The organism is Alteromonas sp. H02, from assembly GCF_059682525.1.
This window is the reverse complement of the sequence record NZ_CM185021.1, coordinates 250665-268645: the sequence shown is the minus strand read 5'-3', so window position 1 is coordinate 268645 and position 17981 is coordinate 250665. Positions and strand designations below refer to the sequence as shown.

Below are 17981 nucleotides of genomic sequence, written 5' to 3'. Positions count from 1 at the left end.
ATAACTGACAATTTTTTGATTTGAAGACTTTTTGAATAATTCTACGAACTGTTGATTTGTAAAAAAAAGCGACATTATACTTTAGTGCAATGTAACGAAGGTAACAGGGCTGCATCAGCAGCCCTGTTAGTGGCTCAGAGGTTGTATCCGCGCTCTTCATGGCTGCTGATATCCAGCCCCTGCTGCTCATGCTCTGCAGAAACCCGAATACCTTTAGTGAGCATGTCTACCAGCTTAAGCAGCACCAGGCTTACCACTGCGGTATAGACAAACGTGGCAAAAATACCGACCATCTGTACGCCCAGTTGCTCGCCGATGGAGGTATTATCGCCTCCGAATCCGTAGCCGCTGAAAATGCCCAGATCGGGAGAGCAGAAGATACCGGCCAGGAAAGTACCCAGGATACCGCCGATGCCGTGAACCGGGAACACGTCAAGCGAATCATCAATTTTCCACTTCTGCTTGATTAGGTTGGTGAAGTAAAAACAGACGCAACCAGCAGTAAGACCAATAACCAGAGCCGCTGCCGGACCCACATAGCCCGAAGCCGGCGTGATGGTTCCTAGTCCTGCGACCATGCCGGTAACGATACCCAACACCGAAGGTTTACCGTATTTCACCCACTCGATGGTCATCCACGCCAGTGAGCCTGCCGCAGCTGACACGTGAGTTACCAACATTGCCATAGCCGCATCTCCATTAGCCGCCACGGCGCTGCCGCCATTGAAGCCAAACCAGCCAACCCATAGCATTCCCGCGCCGCCTACCGTCATGGTCAGGTTGTGTGGGATCATTGAGGCGCTGCCGTAGCCGTGGCGGTTTTTGATGTACATCGCTGCCACCAAAGCGCCTACGCCCGCCGTAATGTGCACTACTGTACCGCCAGCAAAGTCCAGCAAGCCAATTTGCGCCAGCCAGCCGCCGCCCCACACCCAGTGACACACTGGCAGATATACCAGCACCAGCCAGGCCAGAGAAAACACTAGTACAGAAGAGAATTTCATACGCTCAGCAAACCCGCCCACCATTAGTGCAGGGGTGATGATGGCAAATGTCATCTGAAACATGAAAAACAGCGGCTCAGGGAGTGTACCGGATAATGAGGACTTATCCGTATTGGCTAAAAACATGTTTGAGAAGTCGCCGATAAAAGCGTTACCTTCTCCAAATGCCAGGCTATATCCCGCTATCAGCCAAATCAAAGACGCGCCACAGGCAATTGCAAAACATTGCATTAATACCGAAAGTACGTTTTTGCTGCGCACCAGGCCGCCGTAGAAAAACGACAGACCCGGCAGGGTCATAAATAAAACAAGCGCCGTAGCGGTTAAGATCCAGGCGGTGTCGCCGGTATCTGCACCGGATTCAGCCAATGCAAAGCCCGGCATTAACGCCAGGCCGATAAGCCAGTTTCGCATAAGTGTGTCCTGTTGATTCTCAAATGTGTTGTATTAAATTGCGTCGGAGTTTGTTTCTGATGTTCTTATTCGGATAACCTTTTCGACATCTGTTATAAATAATTTTCCGTCGCCTACCTTGCCGGTCCTGGCACTCTGAATAATCGCTTCACAAACGCGTTCTACGTTTTCGTCGGCAACCACCAGCTCCATCTGTGTTTTGGGTACATAGTCAATTTGATACTCGGCACCACGGTACAACTCGCTGTGGCCCTTTTGTCGTCCAAATCCTTTTACTTCACTAACTGTTAAGCCGTTTATTCCTACGTCAGCCAGGGCCTGACGTACTTCTTCGATGCGAAATGGTTTTATAATCGCAGTGATTTTTTTCATTATTCCGGGCTTCTTACAGAGAAGGTGAATTTTATTTTCTCTGAACGGTAGTATTTTTACCACTTTTTTTAACAAAACCTTATTAGTCAAAAGTAGCGTTACCGGACTTGCACAATCACAGTTTCGTCGCAATATATAGCGCGCAGGCAGGTTTCATTATCTAATTGCCGTAACAAGATAAAGTAAGGATATGGTATCCTTTGCACTCTGAAACTCTGGTCTGAAAACAAAAAGGAGATGAATGTATATGAAAAAATTGCTTGCTGCGTTAGCTGTTATTTCTGCTGGTGTATTAGCCGGATGTACGTCACTCCCCTCGGAACAGGAAATCAGTGATGCTGACTACGGCGCCTACCCCGATGATTACGAAAATATCATAAAAACTTACTATGGCTATCACCTCACTCACCCGAATTCTGTTGAGTACGGCAAAATAGAAAAGCCCAAACGTTACTGGTTGGGCAATGAACTGGATAACGTGTACTACGGCTATCTTGTTTGTGCCACGCTCAATTACCGCAACATGGTGGGAAAAGACACCGGGTTTAATACACACGCTCTGCTGATTCATGACGGCCTGGTGGTTAAATACGTGGAAGACGGCGAGTGGTGGGGCAAACCGCTCTGTAAATAAGCGTTCTGGAGGCGGCGGATAGTTATGTGGTATCGCTGGTTGTTATTGCTACTGCTGTTATCCGGGAATACTCATGCAGCAAACCAACTTAAATCGGCAGTCTCCGGTAATTTTCCCAACGGCCTCCACGCTCATTTTATTAAGTATATCAGCGAGCAGCTTAATGTGGAGGCGGTCATCACCCACATGCCCTATGCCCGGCGACTGATAGAGCTGGATGATGGCAGTATCGATATGATGGTTGGAGTGTCTGGCACTGCCCCCATTGGTAGCCATACCATTCTGCTCAGGCCCGCCTACGATAATCTGAGCATCGGACTCTTTGTACTCGCAGGCAATGAGACTCTGTTTACTGAAGCTGATGATATGCGCAAGCATTTACTCAGCCTCACCCGACACGCCAACAGTGATGCCATATTAAGCGCAATACCCGCAGCGCATATAGTGCCGGCTCGTTCGCTGGAGCAAAAAATCGAGATGCTGTTAAAAGGCCGCATAGATGGTTTTTTACATGTGACGCAAAGCACCGCATTGCGCCTTAAGGAGCTCGGCTACACCAACAACATAACGCAAGCCGATTACCAGCCACCTGAGGTTTATCAGCAGTATATTGCCATCAATAACCACTCGTGGCTTTACGCACACAAGGCCGAGTTAGAAGCGATTATTGCCAACGGCATCGCCAGTGGTGCCTTTCAATCCATCCGGCGCAATTATTACGCTGACACGCATTAAGCCTGTCGCCAGTTTACAGCTCAAAGATCCCTCGACTTCCCATCATCTTGTGGTGTATGTTTTTGTTTGTTGATAAAGGATTAATTAATAAAATAAGGAAATTCAATGAAGTATGCCTACTTGCTGATCTTGCTTCTTGCCCCCCTGCGCGCTCTTGCCGCTGTCTCAGAATGGGTCGATTTTACGCTGCACAATGGCCACGTTTATTTACCGATTACCGTTGAAGGTATCGACACTCATGTACTACTAGACTCCGGCGCTCAGGTTCACGCTATCAATAAGGCCTTCATTGGTAAAAACAACCTGGATTTATCGACCGGCGCCAAAATGCGTATTCAGGGCGTTCACGACACCGAAGATCGAACCACTTACAACAATGTTAAGGTAGGACTGTTCGGCTCTGAATTTGAGCTGGACAAGGTGGTCGAGTTTAATCTGGGCCACCATTCCAGCGGCATGTTACTGGGCGCTGGATTTTTCAATCCATTCATTATCCAAATCAATTACCCTGAAAAGAAAATACGCTTACTCACCCGCGACAGCGTGGATATGAATGAAGCGTCCAATGTGAGATCCATGGACAATCGCGGCAATGGCATGCCCATCGCTGAGATAGGCATAAATGGCGAGAACTTCTGGTTTCTGGTTGATACCGGTAGCTCCAGCGGCATTTTTATGGAACGGCGCTACGCATCCCGAGCGGGCTTACTCGACAAAGTTGATGGCTCAGAGTCATCCAGAGGGGTTAACAGTACCGGTATTCAGGATGTTGCCAATGCAGATACCGTAAGGTTTGGCCCGTTCGAAATTGCCGATGTGAAAGTAAGCTTCCCGGCACCGGGCGAAACCACCAACCTGAAAAGCCAGTTTTCTGAAACCCGCAGCCGCATTAAAGGTAAACGCATCGTCGGCATTATCGGCTATGGCTTATTCCAGTATTTCCTGCTTACCATGGATTATAAAACCGGCAAGATCCACGTATCACTGCCACCCGAAAAGTAATCAGCATAACGCCGGGCAAGCCCGGCGTTATGACACGTTAATACTTAGTACGGATTACCAGGGAAGCTGACTGCCATTGCTGTGCCAGAATCCACCGGAATTCTCGACGTTTAATTCGTCCATACGCGCCAGCAATCCGGCTGCCGCCTCTTCAGGTTCGATAAGCCCGTTAAAGTTTACCATCTCGGTATTTACCCAACCCGGATGCAATAGGGCCACTGCAACCCCTTGCTTATTGAGATCAACAGCCAGCGACTTACCAGCCGCATTGAGCGCCGTTTTTGACATCCGGTAACCATAACTACCGCCTGAGTCGTTATCAGCAATTGAGCCCATCCGGCTGGTAACAAGACCAACTTTACTACCTTTTTGCAAATTCGCCTTTAAGGTGGCAACAACCCGTAGCGGGCCGATAGCGTTTACCTCAAATTGCTCTCTAATCTGCTCAAAATTCAAATCATCCAGACTATTTTTACGCATTATGCCCGCGTTATTGATAAGCACATCGATGGTCCTGCCGCCAAGCTGGTTCTGCAATTTATCCAGGCCGTCCTGTTGGCTGACATCCACCTGTTCAATTACCTCTGCGCCACTTCGCTGAAGCGCTTCAGATGAATTACGGCAAACCCCGATAACACTGTCGCCACGTTTCAGATACGCCTGCACAAGCGCCAGACCAATCCCACGGTTCGCACCGGTAATAAGAATAGTAGCCAAAATAAGTCTCCAAACTTTTTTTTCCATTTTGAGTTAATACGACATGGGGAGACTAATTGACTTTTAAAAGTGCAAAGCTTTGGCAGATTACTCGGTTTCAACTGGCTGAGAAAATTCATATTCGCTTGGCAGCACTTTGTAAACCTGCTTGAAACAGCGGCTGTAGTAGGCGCCGGAACCAAACCCAACTTCAAACGCTATCTGGGTTATCTGTAAACCTTGTTCCAACATCGGCATGCTTTTCTCCAGCCGGTACTTTTTCAAAAACATCGTAAAGTTATCTGGTAGTAATTTCGAAAGAGTGCGATTGAGCTGCCTGTCGCTCATTGCCAGAAGCTCCGATGCACGACTACGGTTGAACCGCTCATCCTGATAATTACTCTCTATTATATCCAAGAACTTAACAATAAATTTGCGGTCTTTCTCATTATCACATCGGGGCAAGATAGCCTTTACGTAAGCAGGTGAATTTTCTGTGTTGTCGTTAACGTTACGGCTAACGTTATGACGATGGGCAAGCCGAGAGTAGGTGAGATTACTTTCAATTCTTGATATCAGTTCTTCACGTTCTACCGGCTTAACCAGGTAGTCATTGACTGACGCCTTAAAACTACTGAGTTTTGAGGAGTAATCACTGTCGGCAGTGAGTATCATTACCGGTACATCTGCAAATACATCCTTCTCCCTGAGCTTTTCAGTAAAGATCACACCGGAAATATCGGTAATGTTTAACTCAGTGACTATCACATCAGGCTGCAAAACGGGGATGATTTCCAGCGCCTGCGTACCGCTTTGGGTTGAGTAACAATTAAAGCTTTCGCCCAGTAAATTAATGATATATTCGCAGGCCTCATGACTACGTTCGATCACGAGAACTACCGGTAAATTGCTTTCCCTATACAGAGCCGATTGTTCTGCTACCTGCCGCTGTGTTTCATCATCAACGGTAAGAGCTTCCCTATTTTCCACTGTCAGCGCAGGGTTAAAAGGCAAATGCACCGAAACCTCTGTACCCATACCCGGTTCACTTTTTAATTCTAACCAGCCGTCATTGGCCAGCGCCAGTGCGTTCGCGAGGTTCAGGCCAATGCCAGTCTTAGTGTTGCCATTATAATTGGAGCCCTTGGCAAACCGGGATGTAACAAATTCCAGGTGCGGTTTGTCCATTCCCGGGCCGTTGTCTTTAATGCACACCACTAGCTTGTCAGCCTGGTGTATTGCTTTAATGCGCACTTGTCCGCCAGGCTGAGTATAAGAAACTGCATTAATCAGTAAATGGTTGAGTAACGCTTCAAGCGAGTCCTGAATTAGCAACACTGGCGCTCTAAATTCACAATCACAGCTGAGTATAAGTTGTTTTTTTAAGGCTTCCGGACGCCAGGTTTCAACCAGGAAGGCTAATGTATTGCCGATATTGTATCGCTGCAGCACCTGCCCGCTAATATGTTCAATCCGCTCCACCGCCGCAAGTTGGTCGGTGAGTACTCTGAGGCGGCCCGCGTTATCGTAAACCAGATCGAGCTTCCCCCGGATATCCGCTGTTAATGGCTTTGCCCGTAATTCTGTGAGCGGATTTAAGATTTGCATTACCGGTGTCTTTATTTCATTGGCAAGATTACTGAAGATTTTTTCTTTTTTGTTTAATAATTCGGTAATTGAACGGTTGCTCTCCAGTAACGCCGACTGCTTCTGCTCAATAACCGCCGCCAAGACCCGGCTTTTTTCGGCCATATGCCGTTTTATCAGTACTACTACAAGCCAGATGGTCATTGCTAAAACCGCCAGATACAGTAAGTATGCCTGCCAGGATAACCACCAGGGCCGGGCAATATTGAAAGGATAACGACTAATGGGCTGTACTGCCTGACTTTTACTATCCACAACCCGAACCTGGAAATCGAAAGCGCCAAATCTCAGGCCTGAGTAAGCCACTGTACCCATATTAGCCGGCAACTCCTGCCAGTCTTCATGAAACCCTTTAAGACGGTATTCAAGCTTGTGCAAATGCGGGTAAACATAGTCTGCCGAGGCAAATTCAAAAATCATTTCATCGGGGGCAGAGGCTAGTTCCAAAGTAAATTGTGAGGCCGGAGGCGCTGTTCGGGTAATATCAGGCGAGAACTCTAATTTTACTACTGCTGCTTGTGCGACATGCCGTCTGCGTTTTTCAACGTATTGAGCGACCATGTCTGCATCGATTACGTAAGACAGTTGATCGCCCACCAGAATAAATTTTTTCTCGTTAAGCGGCAAAATGCCCCGGTAATTAAAGTCAGTATCAACAACTCCATCACTACTATCAAATTGAAATAGATAGTTTCCACTTAAAAAGACGAAACCTTTATTAGTCGCCAGCCAGTGGTTGCCATTAGCATCCAAAAAACCTGCCCTTATAAACCTCGGGATAGCTGCACTTACTGGCTCCTCAATAAAGCGCTTCGCAACTATGTCGAATCGTTTCAACCCCTTGCCGGATGTACAAAAATAAATGCTGGTTGAATCTGCGTACATGCAATATACAAACACTCCTTTCAGTTCCTCCAATTCATGTCGAACCCAAACTCCCTGTTCAACCATGAAATAAAGCACATTTTTTTTATCCAGTATGATTGCAGGCAAGTCACTGGTGCTCTCTAGAAACCTGAGATCTTTTGGTGCATTAACGTGGTGTGATAGTTCGTTATTTTCTAACTTCACGAACCCTGCGTGCGTGGGAGCCTGATAATAAATGTATTGTAATTCTTCCTTATTGAAGTGTTCTGCTTTCAAATAAGAGCAAAAGCCTGATGCGTCACGTATTTTCTGAGTTTTAATCAGCTCAGCATCCCCAAATTCGAATGCATTGCACGCAGCGTCAGGCGCTATCACTTTGTTACCTATTGGAATCGGGACTTGTTCAAATTCATTGTTAGTGAATCGGTCTAACTTACCCGTCTCGGCGTTCAATCGAAACCACTTGTCTTTGCTTCTGGCTATATATTGGTTTGAACTCAAAGGTACGACTGAGTAAATGTCATTCCGAAAAGGAAATGATGATTCGTGCAGGTAATTAACTGCGGGGAGATTAAGGTCTAGAGCTAATATCCCCAACTGAGTGGAGGCAACCAGAAACTGTTTACTTTCTAATTGATGGATAGCTTGCACTGCTCTTATTTGATCAAAACTAAAACGAGGCTTGCCGAAAGCTAATTCACGTAACACACCATCGCTTTTATCAAGCGTAAATAACCCTCCGGCCGCGACCCAAAGCGTACCTTCGCTATCCTCGATAATACTTTCAACATCCTTAAGCTGATTTTCTGGAACAGAAACTGGATAAAAATCACTAACGTTATCCCGATACCGATAAATACCACCAACACCACCCACATAGAGATACTCGCCAATAGCCCTGACATAAGTAATCTTTTCCAGCCCCGGGAAGTAAATATCTCTTTTAAGAAGCGTAATTTCCCGTAATTGCTCATCCATAAAAATGACATGGTTTGCTTCAGATGCAGTAACCAGATCATTGTAAACAGTAAGCGAATAGATACTTCTCATGTTCGAACCATCTTCGAACTTATCTTTAATGATCTGAGAATTACCAGAAGATGGCAGCAGCACAATGCCAGTCAATGTACTAACTACAACTGAGTTTTTATAAGAGTGGGTTGCCCATGCTTTTACAGCCAGAGGCTCAGGGATAGCAAGTTGTGAAAAGGTGCCTTCGGACAAGGAATAGGTAAACACGCCGTTACCGAATTCAGAAATAAACAGCTTATTCCCGGCAATGTGTAGATCCGCAATATACCCTTTACCTAACGGACTATTGGAATGAGTAAATTGTTCTGTTGAATTACCGACAATGCGGAACAGGCCATTCTCTGCACCAATAAATACTGCTCCATTGTGCTCTTTAATGTCCCGTATAATACCTGTTGCTTCACCGTTTAGTTTGCGTTTCCCCGTCCAGGACGGTTCTACTCCAAACGCATTCTCTACGGTCAATAACCAAATAAAGACAGCAAATAATACTGTCCTAAATGTCAACATCCTTGTCTTTTTCATCTGCGTATCTCCGAAGTCCTTTTCTTAAATTGGTATCTCCTTATCAACTACTTTAATGCGAGTACTTCAAAATGAATATAGAGCAAAAATTAACCAATTACGAGATTTCTGTTGAAGACTGTCTAATGGTACAGGGCGGTAACTTTCTTCCTGCAATGCCGGACCTTCTCGGCGTTGAGAGACCAAGCGGCCCAGCTCTTCTCGTAGAAGAAGCAGAAAAACCAGATGATGGGCACTAACACTCAACCTTAGGCAAATGCCGCCAGTTAGTCGTGTATTGGGGTGACAGGTGTTCTCGTTTCATTCCCCATTCCGGGTGTATTCCTTTTGCGGCTGCGCCTATAGTCTGACTGCCGTAGCGGCTGTTTATGGCATCCATGCATTGCATGAGTTTTGGGTTGTGGGCCAGTTCGGCGAACATATCGCTCTGCTCATGGGCAGTTTCGATAATCTCTATCGCGCCAACGCCACACTTGTGTAATTTGATATTGGCTTTATAGAGCGCGTGACTGGCATTAGACGCAGCCTGAACCAGCGCTCTGGTATCGTTAGTTGGCTGCGCAAAGCGATGCTGAATAGCCTTGTGATATTGCTCTGTATCAGCGAAGGGATTGGCATGCGTAAATAGGGTGAGTAGCAAGGTTTTACTTTGCTGGCGACGTAATTTTTCAGCCACTTTTTCAGCATGCCAGCAAAGGCTTTCACGCAAAAACTGTTCACTGGTAACCGGTTGCCCAAACGCGCGCGTTGAGTAAATTTGCTGCTTTTTGGCCCGTTCCTGATCCCACTGGATACAAACGGTGCCGTTAAGCTCTCTTACTGTTCTTTCCAATTCCACTGAAAACTGCTTACGCAGCGCTTTAGGGTCGGATTGTGCCAGCTGCCAGGCGTTTAAAATACCTTGCTCGCGCAGCCGGGCGGCGATACGTTTACCCACGCCCCAAACATCCTGTACATCCATTTGAAACAGCACGTGCCTGCAAGCTTCCGGCGTATCGAGCACGGCAATGCCAGACTTATCACCAAGCTTCTTCCCTGCAAAGCTGGCAACCTTAGCCAGAGTAGGCGTTGCGCCCAAGCCAACGCCTACGGGCAATCTGAGCTGCTGCCATACATCATTCTGTATGCGCTTAGCATATACACGCCAGCTTTCAGCAGGCCGCCAGGTATCAAAAAATAAGAAGCACTCGTCTATGGAATAGATATGCTGGTCAGGAGCGTACTGCCCCACCACCTGCATCATCTTATTCGACAAGTAATCGTAAAGTTCATAGTTAGAAGACCGAATCACCGCATTGTGCTGCGCCAGCAGTTTTTTTACCTTGTAGTAGGGGCCAAATTTTTCGACGCCCAATTGCTTGGCGTGCTCACAAAGAGCACAAATACACCCATCGTTGTTGGTCAGTACAACAACCGGTCGCTGGCGAATGGCCGGGTCGAAGACTTTCTCGGCCGACGCGTAAAAGCTATTGGCATCGACTAACGCATACATTGGCTTAACCATCTTACATAACGGTGCATGCGCACAGAACGCACCACTATCCCCTCCACCTCAAACAAATCACCGTCGCCCAGTGCATAGGGCTTGTGATCAAGGCCGGGAGATAACAGCACCTGCGCTTTGCGATCGTAGAGTTTACAAACAAAGTTACCGTTTAAATTGGCCACTATCACATCCAGTGAAGTGGGATGCGCCGCACGATCGACAATCAGTAAATCGCCGTCGAATATACCTACGCCTGTCATCGAGTCGCCCTGAGCCTGACCAATAAACGTAGCAGTAGGGTGTTCTATAAGCAGCTCATCGAGATCCAGCGCCAGTTGTTTATATTCAGCCGCCGGCGACTCGAAACCACTGATGCCAGCTTGCGCTGCAACGGGTATAACCTGAAGCATTGTTAACTTTACCACCTGTTAAAAAATACTGTTTATTTATACAGTAAATTACGATAGAGTGACAAGGAATTTCACAACAACGGAGTTACACAATGGCTATCACAACACAATATGTGGTCTCTCATAAAGGGGTAGAAAAGTTGGTTACTACCGATAAAAAAGCAGCAGATCAATACGATAAAATGCTCGATGTGGCCGACAACCTGGCCGTTTACATTGAGGCGAAAGGCATCAAGCTCGACGAAGCGGTGGCCGAAGAGTTATCAATTATGCTGGCCAAAAATAAAGACAACCTGGCTAAGCTGCTCAAAGGCACCGATGCCGATACACTGTTATCCAGCGAAAGCGCTGAAGTGGTAAAGCTAAAAGCCAACGGCTAGGGCAACAAACGCCGTTGGAATGATATAGCAAGGCTGCCAGGCTCAGTGATGGTACTGAGTCTGGTGGCGCTATTTGTTGCCAATTTCTTTTTCTATGTTGAAGCGCTTAATAACACCATTAACCTCGGCAATAGTGGTATGCAGGTGATCGCTCGCCTCCAGTGAACGCTCTGAACTGCGCTGAGTATCGGCAGCGCCATCGGCAATTTCAACAATTTGCTGATTGATATGCTCCGCTACAGCACTTTGTTCTTCGACTGCAGCCGACATTTCAATGGTCATTTCAGAAATTCCCTGCACCGCAACATTGATATCAGACAGTGCCTGACGGGTGTCCTGCACAATACCGGCGCCGCGTTCAGCTGACTCCAGGCCGTTTTTCGACACTTTTACCGCCCTCTCACTACGCGTGGCCAGTACCTGAATAATGTTGTGGATACGGTCTGTGGATTCCCGGGTTTTCGAGGCCAGGGCCCGCACCTCGTCGGCAACCACAGCAAATCCTCGCCCCTGCTCGCCGGCCCGGGCAGCTTCGATGGCAGCATTCAACGCCAGCAAATTCGTTTGCTCAGCAATCGACGAGATAATGCTTGCCGCTTCACCAATATCACTGGTACTCTGGTCGAGCTCGGTGACCGTAGCGGAAATAGTTTCCACCACCCCTTTTAGCTCATCAATTGCTGCGGCGGCAGATTGCGCAGTCTGGTTTCCGGTTTCCACATTTCGCGCCGCAGAACGGGCAGTATCGGCGTTTTGCTCCACCCGTTCTGCCACTTCCTGAATAGACTGGGACATCTGTGTCACTGCCGAAGCAATTTGTTGGGTCGCCTGATTTTGTTGCACCACTGCGGTAGACGTTATAGCCGCCTGCTCGTGGGTAGTGTTAGCAATATGCTCCAGCGACGAAGCCGCGTCTTTTATGCGGGTTAACGCTGTACGACTGCGGGCCAGTTCGCAGCCAAGCACCAGCTTAGCTCTGGCCGATGCGCCGAAGTCATCAAAATACGTTTGCGATACCACGGCGCTGTCATAGGAATCCGGACTCAGGCTTATTAGCTCTTCCCAACGCCTTTCACTTAAGGAGTGCTGCCAAACCGTCATTATGATCAGCGCTGCGGCTGTCACTACTGTAGGCACCCAACCGGCAAATAAGCCCATAAAAATAAGCAGTGGGATACCCGCACCCCAGAACACACTCAGTTTTTTAAGCATATAAAGGTAAATTTCGCTGGCCCTGGCCGCTGACTGACCATTACGGATCCGCTCATAGCGCGAGGTGGCGCGGGCAACTTCGTGATCTAGGGCTGGCACCCTGACCGACTCATAGCCAACAATGTCATTGTTCTCGTAAACCGGCGTAACGAATGCCGACACCCAGTAATGATCACCATTTTTACGCCGATTCTTTACCAACCCCATCCAGATTCGGCCGGCATGCAGGGTTTGCCACATTTCTTTGAACACGCCTTCCGGCATATCCGGATGACGAACAAGATTATGGTTTTTGTTGATCAGTTCTTCCCTGTCAAAACCGCTCACTTCCACAAAGGCATCATTGCAGTAGGTGATAATGCCGCGCTTGTCGGTAGATGATATCAGCCGGTAGTGATCAGGAAATTTGTAGTCTTTTTGTGTGACTGGCTGGTTATTGCGCATCGATAACGAAGCTCCCTTCTTGCTCCTGACAACCAATAGCTGGGTTTACCCTAGGTGAAAAATAAAGACGAATGCAGGGCTCCCAACCACCTCTATCATTTAAAATAGACCATTAAATACACAACCACCACTAAACAAGCGGCGAAAATAGTTATGGTGGACTGGAATTAAAACAACAAGATAGTAAACGGAGCGGCCCTCTGCGAGCCGCTTCCGGCAAACGGCTAGAGTTTTGCGGTGTGGGAAAGATTATCCAGTAAGGTGGTTACTTCCTGGCTGGCAGCTTCCATCTCTTTGAGCAACTGTTCACATTCACCATGGTTACCGCCAGCGTGAGCACGGATAGCATTAACACCGGCTTTATGTACTGCCGCATGGGGCCTGTCTAAACGTCTGAAAGCATCCAGTTTTGCCATGTCTGAACCAGCATTACTGCTATACCATTTACCCAGCCGGCAGTTCGTGTGATCGGCAAAATCATGTTCAGATTTGCAAGAGCGCCCGGTAAGTACTGAATAAACCTCAGATTTCCATACTACGTGATCGAGCTTTACAGTTTGAATAAAGGTTTGCAGGCTGGCAGAGCGTATGGTGCTCTCCATCACATCGCAATGTTCAATCATGCCAGCATAATTGCTGTTAAGTGCACTAATGCCGTCGGCTAGCTTGCCATTATTGGTTTGCAATTCCCCAACAGACGAAACAGCCACCTGGGTAGACTGAATGATACTTTTTACCAGCTCAGAGACTTCACTGGCCGACTGATTGGTTTCATTTGCCAGTGAGCGTACTTCATCTGCCACCACACTAAACCCGCGTCCCGCATCTCCGGCACGGGCAGCTTCGATGGCGGCGTTCAGGGCCAGCAGGTTAGTCTGATCGGAAATACTGGTGATAGTAGTTACAAACTTATTGATGTTGTCGGCCGTTTCGGAAAGCCCTTCAATGCTGTCACTCATGGCCGACATCATGGTATTCAGGCCACTCATATCAGCTACAATTTGCTTCAGAGATTCGCTGGATTCAGCAAACAGGCGGTGGTTCTCGGTAATTTTGTCGGTTTGCGCACTGATATCTTCAAATGAGGAGAGTACTGTCTGACGGATCCCTTCTACCTGATTCAACGAATCAAGCATACTGTCGGTCAGACCAGGCATATCAGATTCTTTGTTTTCGGCTTCAGCGAGTTGTGCCCTGAGTTCTCGGTTCTCTTCTTCCAGTGCTGCTAACTGTGTCGCAAGCTGAGCGTTTTCTCTTTTGAGAACAGAGACTTTTCCCTGCTCTTGTTCAAGGGTTGTGCGAAATACAAACAAATCATCGGCTCCTGAGGTAAACGTTAAAACCCCACCATTACTGGTGGTATTGCGCGATTCTAAGAGTTGGCTAAAAATAATCCAGTGATTTACTACTCAGGACTGCTCGTCGTACCTCTGAGGATCAGTCGCGGGCTCAGAATATGCTGGTATTCATGGCGGGTATGACCGTATACCCGCTCAAGCACCCAGTGAGCCGCCATACTACCGATTTTTTGTACCGGATAATCTATGGTGGTTAGCCCCGGCGAAAGGTAGCTGGCAAAATCAACGTTATCAAACCCGATCACCGATACGTCTTCCGGCACTCTGCGACCAAGCTCGCGCAACGCAATCATTGCGCCTGAGGCCATTTCATCGTTTGCACAGGCCACCGCCGTAAATTTTGCACCGCGAGCAACCAATGCTCGAATCCCCTCAGTACCAGATTTTGCCTGGAAGTTGCCTTCGTAAGTAAGCTTGTCAGTATATTCAACCCCCATGTCTGCAAGGGCCTGTTGGTGACCAGTTAAACGGTTCTTACCATCGGCTTTAAACAGCGACCCGGCAATATAGGCAATTTTCGTGTGGCCAATGTCGAGGAGGTGGCGAGAAGCAAGGTACCCACCCTTGACGTTATCGAGACTAATGCAATTATCGCCAATTTCTCCAATAAAGCGGTTTACCACCACTAATTCAACGCCCTGATGGACTAGGCTCACCAGATACTCGTCACTAACGGCTTCCACATGCAATATCAAAGCATCGCAACGGCGGCTCAGCAACGCATCAATTTGTTCTTTTTCAATCTGTGCATCGGAGTGGCCGGTAGCAATCAGCATGTGTTTTTTGGCCTGCCGTAAGGCCTGCTCAGTACCGCCCATCATCGCCCCAAAGAAAGAACCATGCAGTTCCGGTACAACGTACCCAATGGTATGAGTTTTATTGGATGCCAGTGAAGCTGCCACAACATTATGCCGGTAACCAAGCTCCGCCATGGCCGTCATAACCAGTTCACGGGTTTTCTCTTTTACCGTGCCGGTATTGTTGATAACCCTGGAGACGGTGGCAGACGATACACCGGCTTTCTCGCTAACTTGTTTTATTGTGACCATATTAACTTCGCTATACGTTTTCCTGCTGGGGTTGCCGTGCTGTTATAAGGGCGTTATGAATCTTGTCCACTCGCTGGCTGTCCAGTTTATACCAGCGCATCAACAACACTACCACTAAAGACATAGCAGCCGGTATTAAACAAAAAGACAAAGTTATACCGTGACTTACGCGCTCATCAATATTGTTTGCCTGGTAGCCGTAATAGGCCAGCGCCCAACCCGCCAAAGCACTGCCAAGGGCGATACCTAATTTAATAAAAAACACTATGGTGGAGAAGGTCATTGCGGTTAGTCGTGTACCTGTTTGCAGCTCGCCGTAATCGGTCACATCGCCCATTTTTGACCACAATAATGGCGAGGTCATTTGCAGCACGAATCCCCACAAAAAGTGAATCACCAAAGCCCCTACCCACATGGTTGCAGGCAGGAAATAATTGGCAATACATAATCCCGCACAGGAAAGCTGTAATACTTTGTATAACAGTATCTTATCGCAGCGTCGCGTAAATAGATGAGCCGATGCTGCGCCCAGAATGCCACCCACCATCGCAAGCGACACAAACAGCGTGACATCGTCGGGGCGTTGCAGCACATATTTCACGTAATAAATCGCCAGCGCATTGCGCAATACGATTCCGGTAAGCAGTACCATGCTGACAATACATAAAACACGGCACTGGTCGTTATGCCATACTGCCTTTAACTGCTCCCGCACCGGAGAGGGCGGCCCATCAGCCGGTAACACTCTCTCTCTGGTGCCGGCGAAACACAAAAGAAATAACACCATCCCAACCACTCCCATGGTCAGCATCGTGAGCTGATAGCCACGCGCATCGTTGCCGGCGCCAAACCAATTCACCATTGGTAGCGTGCAAAGCGACACAATAAGTCCGCCCAGCATGGCAAACACAAAGCGATATGACTGCACCGACACCCGCTCCAGTGGGCTTGCCGTTATTACACCGCCTAGCGCGGAATAGGGGATATTGATCGCGGTATACATCAGCATTAACAGCACATAGCTGGCAATGGCGTAAATCAGTTTGCCGTTGTAATCCGTGTCGGGGGTGGTAAAGGCGAGTACGCTGATAAGTGCAAATGGCAGAGCCATCCACAGCAAATAGGGCCGGTAAGCGCCCCAACGGGTGCGGGTTTTATCTGCCAGGGAACCCATCAAAGGATCGGTTACCGCATCAATCAATCGTACCAGTAGAAAGATACTGCCAACGGTTGCGGGATTGAGCCCAACCACATCGGTGTAGTAGAAAGTAAGAAACAAAATGACAGTCTGAAAGACAAAGTTGCTTGCTGTATCGCCAAGCCCGTATGCAACTTTTTCTTTTACACTAATCATTATATGTCCAGACAGCTATGGAGTTTAGCGGCGTTGTTTAAGCCATTCACTTAGTTTCAGGGCACTTTGTTTAGGTAACCGTTGTTGGGTTGCAAAATCCACATGCACAATGCCAAACCGCTTAAGATACCCTTCCGCCCATTCGAAATTATCCAACAGACTCCACACAAAATAACCTCTGATATCCACGCCTTTTTCCATTGCTTCAGCAACAGCCTGCATGTGGTCCTGTAAATAATCTATCCGCACTTTATCATGCACCTGGCCATCTTGTACCACATCATCTTCGGCCATACCGTTCTCGGTAATAAAAAGTGGCGGCAAATCATATTCACTATGAAGCTGGAGCAGTAAATCACACAAGCCTTGCGGATAAATTTCCCAATTCATAGCAGTAACTGGTACGTTGTCATCAGGCGGCAGGATCTCAAAGTGGCCTCCGGGGCGGGCCTGCACCAGAGCCCGGGTATAATAGTTAACCCCAAGATACGCCATGGGCGCGGCAATTATTTCCATGTCACCCGGCTCAATTAATGGCTTTTCAGCTTCGGGTAATGTGTTCAGCAGCGGTGGATAGTTACCCGTTAAGGCAGGGCTCACATACCAGTCGTTAAAATGGGCTTTAGCCAGCAAGGTAGCCTGCTTATCAGCCTCACTTTCAGTCGCCGGATAATAAGTAGTAAAATTAAGTACCAGGCCGCTTGGAATAGCCGGACAGACTTCATTAAGCACCTGCATTGCGAGCCCATGAGCAAGCAGAAGGTGATGAGCGGCCTTTTTACCGTATTGCTTACCAATTTTACCCGGCGCATGAACGCCTATTTCGTAACCAAGGAATGCACTGCAATAAGGCTCATTAAGCGTAGTGTAAGCACTTACTTTATTGCCAAATGCCGTGGCTACAATACGGCTGTATTCAGCAAATGCATAGGCTGTAGCACGGTTAAGCCAGCCGCCCTTATCTTCCAGAAATTGTGGCAACTCCCAGTGATAAAGCGTCACATAGGCCTTGAGGCCACGCCTTTGAAGTTCATCAAGTATTTTAAGATAAAAAGCCAATCCTTCCTGATTAACACTGCCGTCGGCACAAATGATCCTTGGCCAACAAACGGAAAACCGGTAGGCATCAAAACCCAGCTCATCAATCAGCGCAATGTCCTGCTGCCACAAATGATAATGATCGCAGGCCATCCGGCCATCGGAGTTATCCTTTACTGCGCCGGGTACCTGGCAAAATGTGTCCCATATGCAGGGCTCTCGCAATTCGCTGGCACCTTCGATCTGAAACGACGACGTAGCCACTCCAATTGTAAAGTTCGGTTCACCGAGCACATTTTTGATTGAAAAACCTTTACTCATC

The 17981-nt window shown here is 47.8% G+C and carries 16 protein-coding genes; 5 read left to right on the top strand and 11 right to left on the bottom strand.

Annotated elements, in window-relative coordinates:
- Nucleotides 1–134 precede the first annotated feature (134 nt).
- Nucleotides 135–1418, bottom strand: coding sequence for an ammonium transporter (locus AC566Q_RS01240; protein ID WP_105934139.1), 1284 nt, complete (start codon nt 1416–1418; stop codon nt 135–137).
- Between the two features lie 33 nt (nt 1419–1451).
- Nucleotides 1452–1790 (bottom strand): P-II family nitrogen regulator, encoded by a 339-nt coding sequence (locus tag AC566Q_RS01235; RefSeq protein ID WP_105934138.1) that lies wholly within the window; start codon nt 1788–1790, stop codon nt 1452–1454.
- Nucleotides 1791–2037: 247 nt separating this feature from the next.
- Here AC566Q_RS01235 and AC566Q_RS01230 point away from each other — a divergent pair, with 247 nt between their 5' ends.
- From AC566Q_RS01230 to AC566Q_RS01220, 3 genes are all read left to right on the top strand, one after another.
- Entirely contained in the window at nt 2038–2424 is a 387-nt protein-coding gene (locus AC566Q_RS01230) for a hypothetical protein (protein ID WP_146129522.1), read from the top strand.
- Between the two features lie 24 nt (nt 2425–2448).
- A complete protein-coding gene (locus tag AC566Q_RS01225) occupies nt 2449–3159 on the top strand; it encodes a substrate-binding periplasmic protein (RefSeq protein ID WP_105934136.1) in 711 nt (236 codons plus the stop codon).
- Nucleotides 3160–3264: 105 nt separating this feature from the next.
- Nucleotides 3265–4161 (top strand): pepsin/retropepsin-like aspartic protease family protein, encoded by an 897-nt coding sequence (locus AC566Q_RS01220; RefSeq protein WP_105934135.1) that lies wholly within the window; start codon nt 3265–3267, stop codon nt 4159–4161.
- Between the two features lie 54 nt (nt 4162–4215).
- On the opposite strand, the gene AC566Q_RS01215 is transcribed toward AC566Q_RS01220, so the two are convergent.
- Entirely contained in the window at nt 4216–4878 is a 663-nt protein-coding gene (locus AC566Q_RS01215) for an SDR family oxidoreductase (RefSeq protein WP_240621880.1), read from the bottom strand.
- A gap of 87 nt (nt 4879–4965) precedes the next feature.
- Nucleotides 4966–8928, bottom strand: coding sequence for a response regulator (locus tag AC566Q_RS01210; protein ID WP_499612830.1), 3963 nt, complete (start codon nt 8926–8928; stop codon nt 4966–4968).
- 71 nt (nt 8929–8999) lie between these two features.
- On the opposite strand from AC566Q_RS01210, the gene AC566Q_RS01205 reads away from it, so the two are divergent.
- Nucleotides 9000–9167 carry a hypothetical protein gene (locus tag AC566Q_RS01205; protein ID WP_499612828.1) on the top strand — a complete coding sequence of 56 codons (168 nt, stop codon included), beginning with the start codon at nt 9000–9002 and terminating at the stop codon, nt 9165–9167.
- Here AC566Q_RS01205 and AC566Q_RS01200 read toward each other — a convergent pair.
- Entirely contained in the window at nt 9164–10420 is a 1257-nt protein-coding gene (locus tag AC566Q_RS01200) for a Y-family DNA polymerase (RefSeq protein ID WP_499612827.1), read from the bottom strand. The two genes, AC566Q_RS01205 and AC566Q_RS01200, sit on opposite strands and share 4 nt — an antisense overlap.
- On the bottom strand, nt 10408–10824 hold the full coding sequence (locus AC566Q_RS01195) for a S24 family peptidase (RefSeq protein ID WP_105936919.1): 417 nt from the start codon (nt 10822–10824) through the stop codon (nt 10408–10410). The genes AC566Q_RS01200 and AC566Q_RS01195 overlap by 13 nt, the downstream gene beginning before the upstream one ends.
- 92 nt (nt 10825–10916) lie before the next feature.
- On the opposite strand from AC566Q_RS01195, the gene AC566Q_RS01190 reads away from it, so the two are divergent.
- Nucleotides 10917–11204, top strand: coding sequence for a YebG family protein (locus tag AC566Q_RS01190; RefSeq protein WP_279319044.1), 288 nt, complete (start codon nt 10917–10919; stop codon nt 11202–11204).
- A gap of 69 nt (nt 11205–11273) precedes the next feature.
- Here the strand turns inward: AC566Q_RS01190 and AC566Q_RS01185 are convergent, their stop codons facing one another.
- The 5 genes from AC566Q_RS01185 to AC566Q_RS01165 form a co-directional block, all read right to left on the bottom strand.
- Nucleotides 11274–12860 carry a methyl-accepting chemotaxis protein gene (locus AC566Q_RS01185; protein WP_499612825.1) on the bottom strand — a complete coding sequence of 529 codons (1587 nt, stop codon included), beginning with the start codon at nt 12858–12860 and terminating at the stop codon, nt 11274–11276.
- 224 nt (nt 12861–13084) lie between these two features.
- Entirely contained in the window at nt 13085–14173 is a 1089-nt protein-coding gene (locus AC566Q_RS01180) for a methyl-accepting chemotaxis protein (RefSeq protein WP_499612823.1), read from the bottom strand.
- Between the two features lie 92 nt (nt 14174–14265).
- Entirely contained in the window at nt 14266–15267 is a 1002-nt protein-coding gene (locus AC566Q_RS01175; RefSeq protein ID WP_499612822.1) for a LacI family DNA-binding transcriptional regulator, read from the bottom strand.
- A 10-nt stretch (nt 15268–15277) separates the two neighbouring features.
- Nucleotides 15278–16621, bottom strand: coding sequence for a glycoside-pentoside-hexuronide (GPH):cation symporter (locus AC566Q_RS01170; RefSeq protein ID WP_499612820.1), 1344 nt, complete (start codon nt 16619–16621; stop codon nt 15278–15280).
- A gap of 24 nt (nt 16622–16645) precedes the next feature.
- Nucleotides 16646–17980 carry a GH1 family beta-glucosidase gene (locus AC566Q_RS01165; protein WP_499612818.1) on the bottom strand — a complete coding sequence of 445 codons (1335 nt, stop codon included), beginning with the start codon at nt 17978–17980 and terminating at the stop codon, nt 16646–16648.
- Nucleotide 17981: the final 1 nt, after the last annotated feature.